Consider the following 14,195-nt stretch of genomic DNA (forward strand, 5'->3'; position numbering starts at 1 on the left):
ACCATGCCGCTTGAACGTCGCTATTGGTTACTTGCCGGTGTTATGGGTATTGCCGTTAGCAGCATTCTGTTGCTTTCCAGCGGGCCGGTGATGTCGGACTGGCGGTTGCCCTTTATCTGGTTACCGGGAGTATTATCTGAAGCTACCGATATTCAAAAGACGGTTTTAATTGATATTCGGTTACCCCGGTTGGTTTTAGGGCTAATGGTGGGCGCGGTGTTGGCGCAAAGTGGTACTGCAATGCAAACCTTGTGTCGTAACCCCCTGGCTGACCCCGGGCTCATTGGTATTTCCGGCGGCGCAGCAGTATTTGCACTGGCGGTGATTGCACTCGGACCCAACTATGGGTTGCAGGGACAGCTTTGGGTTTCCGCCGCGGCTTTTATCGGTGCGTTGCTGACCACTTTTGTGGTTTACCATTTGGCAGGCGGCCGTTCAGGAGTTCATGTCGCCACCTTACTGCTGGCAGGTGTTGCCATTAATGCGCTGGCCGGTTCCATTCTTGGGTTACTCAGCTACTACGCTAACGATGACGCTCTGAGGCTTATGAGTTTCTGGCAGATGGGGTCTCTGGCCGGAGCGGACTGGCAACAATTACCACTTGGCTTTTTGTTTATGGGCGTTAGCTGCGTTGCACTCTTTATTCAGCGCCGGGCAATTAACACACTGCTTTTAGGAGAACGACAAGCGCGTTACCTGGGCGTTAATGTCGGTGCTCTAAAGCGTCGGATAATTTTCTTCGTTGCGCTTGGCGTTGGCGGAGCTGTTGCCTTAACCGGCATGATTGGCTTTATCGGACTGATTATTCCCCACATAGCGCGAATGCTGGTTGGCGCTAATGTGCGCTGGTTAATGCCAGTATCCATGTTGTTTGGCGCGGCCATTTTAGTGCTTACCGACTGGTTGGCAAAAACACTGGTTGCTCCGGCGGAATTACCTATTGGCATTATTACGGCGGCTATCGGCGCGCCATTTTTTATTTATTTGCTTATAAAGCAACGACGGAGGTTTTATGCTTGATATCGATGTGTCGAATCTATCTATTGGCCGGCAGCAAGTGTTAACGTCACTGAACCTGAGTTTAGAAGCCCACCAATTTGTTGCGATTGTGGGTGAAAACGGCGCGGGTAAATCCACCTTTTTAAACATGTTGGCGGGGGAACTTACTTATAATGGTTCTATTTACTTAAATGGAAGAGAACTGAACTCCTGGGATGCTTTGAAACTGGCACCGATAAGAGCGGTTATGGAGCAACACCAGGCCGCGCCTGAAGGGTTATCGGTTAAGGAACTGGTGGCCATGGGGCGATATTGGTCACAGGAGTCTGATGCCGATGCGGAACAACGCGCAACCCGATGGTTAAGCCGCTTTGATTTAGCCCAAATGGGTGAGCGAGGCATTGAAACCTTGTCTGGTGGTGAACAACAGCGGGCACATTTAGCCCGGTGTTTATGTCAGCTAGATAAAGATTTGCCGGGTGAACAATTGTTGCTGCTGGATGAGCCGACCTCAGCACTGGATGTGTATCATCAACATGCGGTGTTGCATGAAATTAAGTCGTTCAGCCAAAAAGGCAACCTGGTTCTGTCGGTTATGCACGATTTAAACCTGGCCTCTTTGTATGCCGACCAGGTCATAGTTTTAGGCAATAACTGTATTCAGCATGTCGACAGCCCCGAGAGTGTTTTTCGGGAAGACATTCTGGAAAGAACCTATCGCACACCGGTGCATGTCAGCTCGCATCCGAGCTTTTTAAAACCAATGATTTTCACCGAGCCAAGACTTTGAGGAGCATTTTACAATGAATGAACGAATAAAAGCGGCGCGGGAAGCGCGAGTACTAGCGCAAAATAACGATACCGCCGTGCTGTCCACTATCTCGAAAAAGTTACAGGGGTATCCGTTCGGGTCGGTATCACCTTTTATGCTTTCTGCAGAAGGTCAGGTCGTATTTTATGTGTCTGATATTGCCCAGCATGCCCGTAATTTATCAGTAGATAACCGTTTAAGCATTACCGTGTTTGATGCGGCGGAAAGCGGTGACCAGAATACTCACGGACGACTGACGCTAACAGGTAATGCCCGACCTCTAGGCGATAAATCGTTAGGGGAGTTGTACTTCCGGCGCTTTCCCAGTGCATTAAGTTATCGCAACGCGCACGACTTTAAATTCTGGCAAATGGACGCTGAGCACGTTCGGTATATTGGTGGATTTGGTAAGATTTTCTGGATTAATCCGGCTGAATGGCTGTTACCTGAGCCCCAATGGCATTCCGCAGACGCTTTGCAGATGATCCAGCATATGAATGATGACCATGCCGATGCTTGCGGCCTGATTTTGCGCCACCAAAAAGCGGAGTTCAGAAACTATGCAGGCACTGTCGAAATGAGCAGTATTTACCCGGACGGGTTCCATCTAGTTGCTGATGAACGCAGTATTTTCATTCCTTTTGAGACGGACTGCGCGACAGCCGGTGAGATCAGAAAGCAACTAGTGAAAATGACTCATGACGCACGGCAGTCGGCGGCTGCGTAATGTAAGGTTTTTGACATCCCTTCCCAGCAACTCCATAATCCTTAATCTTTAGGCTTTGTGGGGAGTAAACGGCAGCAAGATGGCAGCTTCAGCGGAAGAAGAAAAACAATACAGAGCCTCATGGAAACGCTTAGCGCTGTTTAGTGTGTTATTTGTTTTACTCACGGCTGCCGGGTTTTACGCCATTTATGACCACTTTTCCGGTCGCAGCCTAACCTTCGATTTTCGTTTGTTTGCCCCTGAAGTTTTAAGTGCCGCAGTCTTGCTGTTGCTGGTGTATTTTGCCGCCGACGGCCTTCGGCTTTACTACACTTTGCGTGCTCTGGGTTACCGTATTCCCAAAAAAGCCATGGCTAAACTGGTCTTCATTAATATCTTCTTCTCTAATATTACGCCTATGGCCACGGGTGGCGGTTTCGCGCAGGTTTGGTTTTTACACGAGCACGGAGTGCCTATTGGGCGGGCGACCGCTGCCACTACTATTCGTACGGTCTTGGCTATTTTCTTTATTTTTTCGCTGACACCGGTGTTCTTGCTGACGCTGGAACCACTGCAGGACAAGGCCATTATTGGTGAAATTGGTACGGCTCTTGCCGTTTTCATAGTGCTTTATCTGCTTTTTTTCGCGGTGGTTTTATTGCGGGCGCATTGGTTAATTGTGCCGCTAAGCTATTTATGTAAAGCGGTGCACAAGCTGCAACTGATCAGTGCGGAGCGTCATCTGCGCTGGCAATACAAAACTCGCCGAGAAATGCTGCGCTTTTCCCGTAGCTTTTCGGTGTATTGTCGCGGCTCTAAAGCGGCTATTGCACTGTCAGTATTGTTCACCTTTATTTTCCTGCTTAGCTTATTCAGTTTTCCAGCGTTGTTAATGTGGGGCTTAGGATACGACGTTGACTATCTTGTCAGTCTGGGGTTACTGGTGGTTACTACTTTTATCATGTATTTCGCGCCAACGCCTGGTGCCTCGGGAATCTCCGAAGGCGTATTTGGCAGCTTTTTTAGTGACATTCTAGCCAATAACCATTTACTGTTAGTCACCTTTAGCTGGCGCTTTTTAACCATTTATCTTGGTATGTTACTGGGACTCTTTATTTTACAGCGCTACTTAGTTCAGTCGGCTAAAGTGCAGGGCGTACAATGAATAAAACCAAATTACTGAAAGTCTTGTTTTACCTCAATATTGCGGTTGTGGTTGGGCTTATTGGCTATAAAGTTTATTTGAATCTGGTCATCTCTGAGTTTGAAGCAGAACATACTGAACAGCTCTCAGACATTAGCGCCCGGCTGGAAGGGCAGGACAGTTATAGCTTTGCCGTAGTGGGTAATATCAATAACTCGGTCGGTATTTTCGAGCGTCGCATTATTCCTATGCTGAACGACACCGACGTTGATTTTTTAGTGTCGGCAGGGAATGCGGTGAGCAGCGGCGGTGAGGACAAATACAGAGCGATTCAAGGTACCTTGTCGCGGCTGGATATGCCGTATTTACTGACCTTCGGTAACAATGAGTATGAAGAGTTCGGCAGCTTCCGTTTTTATGACCATTACGGCCCGCATTTTTTCAGTTTTACCGCCGATGACAGTCGCTTTATTTTCTTAGACAGCACGGGGAAAACACCATGGCAATGGCAGCTGCGCTGGTTAACGGACATTCTTAAAGCCGACGATTCAAAGCATCGCTTTGTTTTTATTGGTCACCCACCTCTGGAGCCGGAAGAGGAGTTCTTTTTAGCCCAGGAGGACGATTTTTTGCAACCCCTGGAGTTTCGTCATGCGTTACTGCAGACAATAAGCAACTTCGGGGTCGATCGTGTCTTTTCATCCAATATTTCTATTTACTCCGAGCGTGAGCACAACGGCACGCCCTATATCACTACTGGTGGCGCGGGTGGTCTGGTACTGAATCAGGACGAAAGCTTTTACCATTATGTGAAAGTAACGGTAAATGCCGACGGCTCAGTTGAGCACTCCGTTGAAGAGTTGGAAATTGGTCAGCACCCCATTCTAAAACAATTGGAAAGCCTATGGTTCTTTATTCACTCGTTGTTTTACGTGGGCTACCTGAATTTTATTCTGCTGGTGAGCCTGTTTTTGGTTATTAGTACCAAATTGTACAACGCGGTATTCGTCGGTAAAGATTACTACCCGGACTACGATATTGACCCGCAGCCCTGGTTCAAAAAGCCGTTGCGCGTGGCCATGTTCACTAATAATTATCTGCCTTTTATCGGTGGTGTGCCAATTTCTATCGAGCGCCTGCGCCTGGGGTTAGTTAAGCTCAAAGATAAGGTATTGGTTGTTGCGCCGCGCTATCAGCAAAGTAGTGAAAAAGAAGAGCATGTGGTGCGTATGCCGTCGCTGTTTTCTTTTGGTGAAAAGAGTGAGTTTCAGTTTGCCAATATTTTCTCCGGTGCCGTGCGTAAAAAGGTTAAAGCCTTTAAACCGGATATTATTCACGTTCACCATCCGTTCTGGATAGGTTCGCTTGGGGTCTTTATTGCGCGTCGCCTGAAAGTGCCAGTGGTTTATACTTATCACACGCGGCTGGAACATTATGCGCACTTTGTGTTTTTACCCGGTTCGTTGTTCCGCAATATTATTGCGCACTTTTTGGTGCGTCGCTTTGCCAATAAATGCGACGGCGTAATTGTGCCGACACAGTCGACGGAAGAATACCTTCGTATGATAGGGGTTAAGAAGCCGACGTTTGTGCAGCCAACGGGTATTGAGTTTGAGCGTTTCCAGCAAGTTGACGACAAGAAAATAGAAGAGCTACGCCAGCAACAAAAACTAGGCGATGAAACGGTGTTTGTCAGCGTGTCCCGGTTGTCTAATGAGAAGAATATCGACTTTATGATAGAGGCGGTGGCGCAGCTGAAAGAGCAAACCGATAAACCGTTCCGTTTGCTCATTGTTGGGGACGGTCATCAACGCCATAGGTTACAGCAACGCATTGATAACATGAAACTCCAGCAGTACATTACTCTGGTAGGCTCAGTTCCGCCGGAAGACATGGCCGCCTGGTATCAGTTAGGTGACGCCTTCTTGTTTGCTTCGCAGTCGGAAACTCAGGGTATGGTGATTCTGGAAGCCATGGCAGCGGGTTTACCCGTGGTTGCTGTACGCTCCAGCGGTATAGACGATGTTGTTGAAGACGGACACAACGGCTACAAGACCCCGGCTAAGCAGGCCTTGTGGTGTGAGCGGGTAAAACAGTTGCTGGATGATGAAGCGTTGCGCCAGAGCCTGGCGGAAAATGCTCTGGCGTTTGCCCGCGACTATTCGGTGGAAAAATTCAGTGATGACGTACGCCACATTTATGCGGAAACTCTGGCGCGGTATCACGAAAAAACATAGTGCTACAAACAGCTCTACAAAATGTGGTTACCAAAGACCAGTAATTGGCAGACGATGACAATGGTCGTTAATAATACCCGTATACGGTAGTAGCCCATATAAGCCGTCATAGCCGAACTGCGCGCCAGCTTTTGTTCAAAGTACAGAACTAAGGCAAAGCCCACCATCTGCAGACCTAATGACCAGGCTGGCGCGTTAATTAAAATGGTGAACCAGGCCGCTAAAGCGAAAACATTGCTTAATAACAGTAAGCCCGTAGTTTTTTCGCTTTCTGCACGGTGCAGTGCCCGTCCCCATAAAGTGCCACCCAGAAAACTGAGAATAATAGCGCCGTAAGTCATTAACAACTCTAAAGGTGAAATGCCCCACCAGGTTCCTGTATGCATTAAAGCCGCAAGCGACGATGCCAGAAAGGGAATAAGCCCTAAAAAGCCCAGGGTATAAATTAGCCAGTTTTTACCTTTGTTCATAAAAAATGAGTCCACCAGAAGTCAGTTATTTATATTTTACGGTCATTGTTCTCTTTACGTTTAGTCCAATTCTAAATGACTTACGTAATGAATGCTAAACAACAACTCGTATTCATTATGGCAGATTATCGGTTAGGTCTATTTGTATTTCGGAATGATCTCAGGGTTGAAGACAACCTGGCGCTTTATGAAGCTGCGCAGCGCAGTGAAACACTCATCTGCTGCTTTTGTTTTAATCCGGCAAATAATAAGTATGGCCACTATGGCACTCAGACCATGGGTAAACATCGCTTTAGTTTTTTGCAGCAGAGCTTAAAGCAACTGCGAACCGAGCTGGAAAAACGTGGACAAAAACTCATTGTTTTGACCGGAACATTTGACCGAATCTTAACTGAGCTCATTTCCGAACGTCGGGCGGATGCCGTTTTCCTCAGCCAGCATCAGGGTTACTACGAACAGCTTGAATTGGGTTTGTTGCAGCAACGGTTTCCGTTTCTGCCTTTTCATGAGGTGCCAAACAACACCTTGTTTTCGGAGTCGGAGCTGCCGTTTGATTTGGCCGGTTTACCGGAAACCTTTTCTCAATTCAGGAAAAAAGTCGAGCCGTTGAGCCGTGACTTTTCGGTTCAGCCGATAAACGCATTACCTCCATTACCAGAGAACATCCGTTATCCGGGGTTCAAGGCTGAAACTCTGAATGAATTGGCGTCAGATGACTTTGAAGGTGGAGAAAAGGCCGGTTTAGCGCATTTAACACGCTACTTTTCTGGTCAGTCTGCCGGTACTTATAAACAAACACGAAATGCTTTAGATGACTTTTCGAGCTCGACCAAGTTTTCGCCCTGGCTTGCGCAGGGCTGCCTTTCTGTCCGGCAAATTATGACGGCGTTAAGAGAGTACGAAGCGCAGTTTGGCGAGAGTGAATCCAGCTACTGGATAAGTTTTGAGCTGTTGTGGCGCGAGTATTTTTTCTGGTACGCACTGAAGCATGGAAAACGTCTGTTCGCTTTTTCCGGACTCTCCGGCAAGTCACCCAAAACCAGCTTTTATTCTGAAAGGTTTCAGAAGTGGTGCTCTGGCAATACGCCTTATCCTATTGTTAACGCTTGTATGAAGCAGTTGAATGCCACCGGTTATATGTCGAACAGGGGGCGGCAGTTGGTTGCCAGTTGTTTTGTACACGAGCTGAGCCTGGACTGGCGCTACGGTGCGGCCTATTTTGAACAGCAGCTGATTGATTACGACGTTTCCTCCAACTGGGGCAACTGGCAGTATCTGGCGGGTGTAGGAGCCGATCCCAGAGGGCATCGTCAGTTTAATCTGGAAAAGCAAACCGAGCGCTACGACCCGGACAATGAGTTTATTGAGCGCTGGGCCGGCGACTTATCTGGGCAACCCATAGACAGCGTTGATGCCGCAGACTGGCCGGTGCAGTGAACATGAGTCGCACTGCAGTAGTTTGGTTAAAACGCGATTTGCGACTCTCCGACCATGATGCGTTAGCTGCGGCGCTGAAGCATCATGACTCGGTTTTGCTGTGGTACAACTTTGAACCGATGTTGCTAGATGACCCGCATTACGACATGCGGCACTGGCGCTTTGTCTGGCAAAGCCTTTGTGACATGAACGAGCAGCTAAAACCCTATGGTGTAAATCTGCATATTTCCTGCGGTGATACTTTAGAGCAGTTGCAGCGCATACAGAATAAACTTGGCAGCATTGAGCTGTATAGCTACCAGGAAATTGGCTTAATTAATACCTACCAGCGTGACAAGCAGGTTTCCAGGTTTTGCCGCGAGCAAAAGATAAACTGGCACGAGTCTTCCTATGGTGCGGTCATCAGGGCGGCTCGTTCGCGTACGGGTTGGCGTAAAAACTGGAACCGAGTGATGCGGCTTGAGTCTGAAACGCTCGATTTAACAAGAATTATTGCCAGTCCTTTTGAGCTTTACCGTGCGCCCGCAGAGTGGCAGGCGTATGACCCGTTGTTTCAAAAGGGCGGAGAACAGGAAGCACGACGGACGTTGTTATCGTTTTTTGAAGGCCGGGGAAAACTGTACGGTGTGAATATTTCCAAGCCGGGATTAAGCCGCGAGAGTTGCAGCCGACTTTCTGCGCACCTTGCCTGGGGAAATTTAAGTCTACGGCAGGTGTACCAGTATTGTTTAACCTACTGGCAGACACCCGGCTGGAGAAAACCGCTGCGTGCGCTGATTTCTCGATTGCACTGGCATTGTCACTTTATTCAAAAGTTTGAAAGTAAGATAAGTCAGCAGCTTAAGCCTATTAACCGCGGTTATGAGACCTTGCCGTTTCGGAAGGATGAATCAGTTGCTCAGCATTTAGAGGCCTGGAAACAGGGTAGAACGGGCTACCCGCTGGTGGATGCCTGTATGCGCTGCCTGATTAAAACGGGTTACATTAACTTCAGAATGCGCGCTATGTTGGTGAGCTTTTTGTGTCATTATCTGGCAATAGACTGGCGTCTGGGGGCTGATTATCTAGCGTCACTTTTCCTCGACTTTGAGCCGGGCATTCATTATCCCCAGTTTCAAATGCAGGCGGGCGTGACCGGCATTAATACCGTGCGCATATACAACCCGACAAAACAGGCTCTTGAACAGGATGCCGAGGGTACTTTTATACGAACCTGGCTGCCTGAGCTTGCCGAACTGCCGAATGAGTTGCTAATAGAACCCTGGCAGTTGACGCCCTTGGAATCGGCCATGTTCGATATTGAGCTGGGCACCGATTACCCGTATCCGATCGTCGACAAAGACGAATATCGTGGGACCATGAGTAAAAACCTTTGGGACTGGCGCAAGAGCTCTCTTGTTCAATTAGAAAATAAAAGAATACTGAGCCGACACGTTGATCGTTCAGGTTAGAGAGCCAGTAATTTAAAGGTCAAACAACGATAATAGAGCTGTGATGAAGAAAAACGTATGTTTTGGTGCAGGCACCTTAAGAATTGAAGATATTGTCCGGCTTTCTCGATGTGAGTCAAAAGCAGAACTAAATTCAGACCCTTTATTCCGGGAGAGGATTCAGGCCGGTGCGGATTTTCTCGAAAAACTCCTGTTGGAAGATGGTGTCATTTACGGAGTAACCACTGGCTATGGAGACAGCTGCACAGTAGGCGTTCCCGCTGACTTAGTTGATGAACTGCCGCTGCATCTTACGCGCTTTCATGGGTGCGGCCTGGGCGAGCATTTTGATAAATCCACAGTGCGAGCCATTCTCGCGGTTCGTTTATGTTCTCTGGCGCAAGGGTACTCGGGAGTAAGCTGGGAGTTACTTGAGCGACTGACTCTTATGATAAATGAGGATATATTGCCTCTTATTCCGCAAGAAGGGAGCGTTGGCGCCAGCGGTGACTTAACGCCTTTATCCTATATTGCCAGTGCGCTTGTTGGTGAAAATAAAGTGCATTTTCGCGGGCAGGTCATTTCAAGTCAGGAGGCTTTTAGCACCTTCGGGTTATCCCCCTATAAACTTAGGCCCAAAGAAGCTCTGGCACTGATGAACGGCACGGCAGTTATGACGGCAGTTGCTTGTCTGAACTTTGACAAAGCGGATTACTTCAGTCGTCTGTCGAGTCGTATTACGTCTTTGGTGTGTTACGCGCTTGGCGGAAACGCTCAGCACTTTGACGAACATTTATTTCAGGTTAAGCCGCATGTGGGTCAACAGCAGGTGGCTAAGTGGATACGCCATGATTTAGGGGAAATACCCACACAAAGAAATTCTGCGCGTTTGCAGGATCGGTACTCCATTCGCTGTGCGCCACATATTGTAGGCGCATTAAAAGATGCTTTACCCTGGCTCCGACAAACAATAGAAAATGAACTGAACAGCGCTAATGACAACCCCATTATTGACGCCGAGCGAGAACAGGTTCTGCACGGTGGTCATTTCTATGGTGGCCATATTGCTATGGCGATGGACACCCTAAAAACGCAGGTGGCTAATCTGGCCGATTTACATGACAGGCAAATGGCGCTGTTGATGGACCAGAAAGTGAATAACGGTTTACCGGCAAACTTATCCGCAGCCGATTCCTCTAGAACTGCCATTAACCACGGGTTTAAAGCGGTGCAAATTGGTTGTTCTGCCTGGACTGCAGAAGCACTAAAGCTGACCATGCCCGCCAGCGTCTTTTCCCGTTCTACTGAGTGTCACAATCAGGATAAGGTGAGCATGGGAACCATTGCGGCCAGGGACTGTGTGAGAGTTCTGGACTTAACTGCACAAGTTGCTATCGCGACTCTTTTGGCTTCTTGCCAGGGTGTTCGGCTGAGGCAAAGAATAAACGGTGCTCCGGAATCGTTATCTGCAGAGGTGGAAGACATGCTAAGCGACATTGAAAAAGAATTTGCTCCGGTAAAAGAAGACCGTGCGCTTGAGGATGAACTTCGTTTTTGGCTGGAGCAATTAGCTGAAAAACGCTGGACTTTGTACACACCTTGATACGTATTTATGCTACTTTCTAACTGAAGACTTTGCTAAATTAAAGTGCGGGTTAAAAGAATTTCCTATAGAGAGTCGATAAGGATAATAACAATGAAATATCTACTGGGAGCAGTTGCAGTCAGTTTGCTGACAGCCTGTTCACAAAATGCTGAAACAGAACAAGAGGCGAATACGCAATCTATGTCGTATCCGGAAACGCGTAAAGGCGATGTGGTTGATACCTACTTTGGTACCGAAGTTGCGGACCCATATCGCTGGTTAGAAGATGACCGTAGCGAAGAGACTGAAAACTGGGTTAAAGCGCAGAACGAAGTCACTTTTGCACATCTTGAGTCCATTCCCTATCGTGAGAAAATTGAAACGCGTCTGACCGAGCTGTGGAATTACGAGAAAATCAGCGCGCCGTTTAAAGAGGGCGATTACACCTATTTCTACAAAAACGACGGTCTGCAAAACCAATACGTGGTGTACCGCCAGAAAGGTGACGAAGAACCGGAAGTGTTTCTGGATCCGAACACCTTTAGTGAAGACGGAACAACCTCGCTGGCACAGTTAACCTTTTCTGACGACGGTTCGCTAGCGGCTTACTCAATTTCTGAGGGCGGCAGTGACTGGCGTAAAATTCGGGTTATTGACGCCGAAACCAAAGTACAGCTGGAAGAGCCGTTAGTGGATGTGAAGTTTAGCGGCGTTTCCTGGGTTGGTAACGAAGGTTTCTATTACTCAAGTTATGACAAGCCAGAAGGCAGTGAGCTCTCTGCAAAAACCGATCAGCATAAACTGTATTACCATGAGCTGGGTACGGACCAGTCTGACGACAAGTTGGTGTTTGGTGGAACGGATGCTGAGAAACACCGCTATGTTGGTGGCTCAGTAACCGATGATGATCGTTATTTACTCATTTCAGCGGCTAATTCAACCTCGGGTAATAAACTGTTTTTAAAAGACCTGACCGATGAAGGCAGCGAACTGGTGACAATTCTTGATCATACAGACTCTGATACTCGCGTATTAGATAACGATGGTTCAAAGCTTTACCTTGTGACTAACTTAGATGCGCCGAACCAGCGCGTTGTGACTGTTGATGCTAGTAATCCAGCGCCAGAAAACTGGGAAGACTTTATCCCAGAAACGGAAAACGTGCTAAGCGTCTCAACCGGTGCCGGCTATATCTTTGCCGAGTACATGGTGGATGCTGTGGCTCAGGTGAAGCAATACGCTTATAACGGCGATATGGTGCGTGAAGTTCAGCTTCCGGGCGTAGGCAGTATTGGTGGCTTCTCAGGTAAGAAAGAAGCGGATGAGTTGTACTACACCTTTACCAACTACAGCACACCGTCAACGATTTATAAATTTGACCCGGATCAGGGCGGTTCAGAAGTTTATGCTGAGTCGGGTGCCGATTTTGACCCGGCAAACTATGAGTCAAAGCAGGTGTTTTATACGTCTAAAGACGGCACCGAAGTGCCTATGATCATTACCTACAAGAAGGGCACTAAGCTGGATGGCTCAAACCCGACAATCCTGTATGGTTATGGTGGCTTTAATATCAGCCTGACGCCTTCGTTCAGCATTGCTAACGCAGCCTGGTTAGAAATGGGTGGAGTTTACGCCGTTGCTAACTTACGCGGTGGCGGTGAATACGGTAAAGACTGGCATAAAGCGGGTACCAAGCTGCAGAAGCAGAATGTGTTTGACGATTTTATCGCTGCGGCCGAGTATTTAATTGAGAAAGACTATACTTCACCGGAGCGTTTAGCCATTCGTGGTGGTTCTAATGGTGGCCTGCTAGTCGGTGCGGTCATGACTCAGCGTCCTGAACTGTTTGCGGTCGCATTACCGGCAGTTGGTGTTCTGGATATGCTGCGTTATCACACCTTCACCGCTGGCGCAGGTTGGGCATATGATTATGGTACAGCCAATGACAGTAAAGAAATGTTCGAGTACTTGTTGGGCTATTCTCCTGTTCATAACGTGGAAGAAGGCGTGGCTTATCCGGCAACGCTGATCACTACGGGTGACCATGATGATCGCGTGGTTCCTGCGCACTCATTTAAGTTTGCGGCGGAGCTTCAGGACAAAGCGGGCGGTGAAAACCCTCAGCTTATTCGTATTGAAACCAACGCTGGACACGGTGCTGGCACACCGGTTTCAAAAACCATTGAGCAGTATTCCGATATCTTTGGTTTTACTTTGTATCACATGGGGTTTGAAGAGCTTCCTGAGTAACTTCTGATCAGCAAAGGCTTCGCTATAAACGGCGACGCCTTTGCGTTGTTCTTTCGATATTTTCCTCGTTTCCCGTTAATCTGTTTTCACTCCCACTCTCGTATTGTAAGGATTCAATTATGAACAATGATTTTAATATTATGTGGGTAGTTGCCGCTGTAGTTGTTTTACTCTTACTGATAGCGTCGGTGCGCATTGTGCCGCAGCAAAGCGTGTATCTGGTTGAGTTGTTCGGGCGTTATCGGCGCATGCTGACGCCGGGGCTTAACTTTATTATCCCGCTTATTGAGCAGGTTGCTCACAAACAGTCAATGAGAACGCGGCAGCTGGATGTCGATGTTGAGACCAAAACAAACGATAACGTGTTTGTTATTGTCCGGGTGTCAGTGCAGTATCGCGTGAGCAATGAAACCTCAGTTTATAATGCGTTTTATCAGCTGGAAAACCCCGAGTGGCAAATGCAGTCTTATGTGTTTGATACGGTGCGCGCGCAAATTCCTAAGCAGAATCTGGACGCCGTATTCGACAATAAAGATTCAATTTCTAAAGACGTAAAAGAGCAGTTGCGCGATACCATGGAAGAGTATGGTTTTGAGATTATTGCGTCGCTGGTGACAGACATTGACCCGGACCAGTCCGTTAAAGATTCAATGAACCAAATTAACGCGGCTGAAAGAGAGCGCCGTGCAGCAGAGCATAAAGCGGAAGCTGAAAAAATTATGCTGGTGAAGCAGGCTGAAGCCGACAAAGAATCGAAAATTTTGCAGGGTCAGGGTATTGCGGGTCAGCGTTTAGCAATAGCTGAAGGACTGCGGGACTCTATTGCCATGGTTACCGATCAGGCAAACGATATATCTTCTAAAGATGTCATCGATTTGCTGAAATTCACTAACTATGTCGATGTATTAGGTTCTTTCGATACCGCCGGCAGTAAAGTGATTATGTTGCCACAGCCAACAGGTCAACTGGACTCCTTATCACCGGATATTTTAAGCGCAATGGAAGCGGCAAAAGAAGAGAAAAATTAATGTCTGATAGCTCTCCTCTACTGGCCTCACAGCCAATATACGATAGCAAAAATAAATTTTATGCGGTTGAGTTACTGTATCGTAACGCTCTTAATTTA

The 14,195-nt window shown here is 47.7% G+C and carries 11 protein-coding genes; 10 read left to right on the forward strand and 1 reads right to left on the reverse strand.

All coding sequences use genetic code 11. From position 1 onward, the window contains the following. Window positions 1-3 precede the first annotated feature (3 nt). The 5 genes from Q5L94_RS08870 to Q5L94_RS08890 all read left to right on the forward strand — a co-directional run bounded on the left by Q5L94_RS08870 (window position 4) and on the right by Q5L94_RS08890 (window position 5,897). The gene (locus tag Q5L94_RS08870) at window positions 4-1,020 is read left to right on the forward strand and encodes an iron ABC transporter permease (RefSeq protein ID WP_317498081.1); all 1,017 of its coding nucleotides are present in this window, start codon (window positions 4-6) and stop codon (window positions 1,018-1,020) included. Then, window positions 1,013-1,789, forward strand: a complete 777-nt coding sequence (locus Q5L94_RS08875; protein ID WP_317498082.1) for an ATP-binding cassette domain-containing protein — start codon at window positions 1,013-1,015, stop codon at window positions 1,787-1,789. The genes Q5L94_RS08870 and Q5L94_RS08875 overlap by 8 nt, the downstream gene beginning before the upstream one ends. A 13-nt stretch (window positions 1,790-1,802) precedes the next feature. Then, on the forward strand, window positions 1,803-2,537 hold the full coding sequence (locus Q5L94_RS08880) for a HugZ family protein (protein WP_317498083.1): 735 nt from the start codon (window positions 1,803-1,805) through the stop codon (window positions 2,535-2,537). A gap of 79 nt (window positions 2,538-2,616) precedes the next feature. Further along, window positions 2,617-3,681 carry a lysylphosphatidylglycerol synthase transmembrane domain-containing protein gene (locus Q5L94_RS08885; protein ID WP_317498084.1) on the forward strand — a complete coding sequence of 355 codons (1,065 nt, stop codon included), beginning with the start codon at window positions 2,617-2,619 and terminating at the stop codon, window positions 3,679-3,681. Then, on the forward strand, window positions 3,678-5,897 hold the full coding sequence (locus tag Q5L94_RS08890; RefSeq protein ID WP_317498085.1) for a glycosyltransferase: 2,220 nt from the start codon (window positions 3,678-3,680) through the stop codon (window positions 5,895-5,897). Before Q5L94_RS08885 ends, Q5L94_RS08890 begins: the two co-directional genes overlap by 4 nt. 14 nt (window positions 5,898-5,911) lie before the next feature. On the opposite strand, the gene Q5L94_RS08895 is transcribed toward Q5L94_RS08890, so the two are convergent. Further along, complete coding sequence (locus tag Q5L94_RS08895; RefSeq protein ID WP_317498086.1) at window positions 5,912-6,367, reverse strand: DUF3429 domain-containing protein; 456 nt, start codon at window positions 6,365-6,367, stop codon at window positions 5,912-5,914. A gap of 87 nt (window positions 6,368-6,454) precedes the next feature. Here Q5L94_RS08895 and Q5L94_RS08900 point away from each other — a divergent pair, with 87 nt between their 5' ends. The 5 genes from Q5L94_RS08900 (at window position 6,455) to Q5L94_RS08920 (ending at window position 14,097) form a co-directional block, all read left to right on the forward strand. Continuing rightward, complete coding sequence (locus Q5L94_RS08900; protein WP_317498087.1) at window positions 6,455-7,804, forward strand: DASH family cryptochrome; 1,350 nt, start codon at window positions 6,455-6,457, stop codon at window positions 7,802-7,804. A gap of 2 nt (window positions 7,805-7,806) precedes the next feature. After that, window positions 7,807-9,255, forward strand: coding sequence for a deoxyribodipyrimidine photo-lyase (locus Q5L94_RS08905; RefSeq protein ID WP_317498088.1), 1,449 nt, complete (start codon window positions 7,807-7,809; stop codon window positions 9,253-9,255). 43 nt (window positions 9,256-9,298) lie between these two features. Further along, window positions 9,299-10,837, forward strand: coding sequence for an aromatic amino acid ammonia-lyase (locus tag Q5L94_RS08910; protein ID WP_317498089.1), 1,539 nt, complete (start codon window positions 9,299-9,301; stop codon window positions 10,835-10,837). Between the two features lie 93 nt (window positions 10,838-10,930). Beyond that, complete coding sequence (locus Q5L94_RS08915; RefSeq protein WP_317498090.1) at window positions 10,931-13,069, forward strand: prolyl oligopeptidase family serine peptidase; 2,139 nt, start codon at window positions 10,931-10,933, stop codon at window positions 13,067-13,069. A 119-nt stretch (window positions 13,070-13,188) separates the two neighbouring features. After that, window positions 13,189-14,097, forward strand: a complete 909-nt coding sequence (locus tag Q5L94_RS08920; RefSeq protein WP_317498091.1) for an SPFH domain-containing protein — start codon at window positions 13,189-13,191, stop codon at window positions 14,095-14,097. The last annotated feature ends 98 nt before the right edge of the window (window positions 14,098-14,195 follow it).

This window comes from Idiomarina sp. Sol25, assembly GCF_033052775.1.
Taxonomy (GTDB): Bacteria; Pseudomonadota; Gammaproteobacteria; order Enterobacterales; family Alteromonadaceae; genus Idiomarina.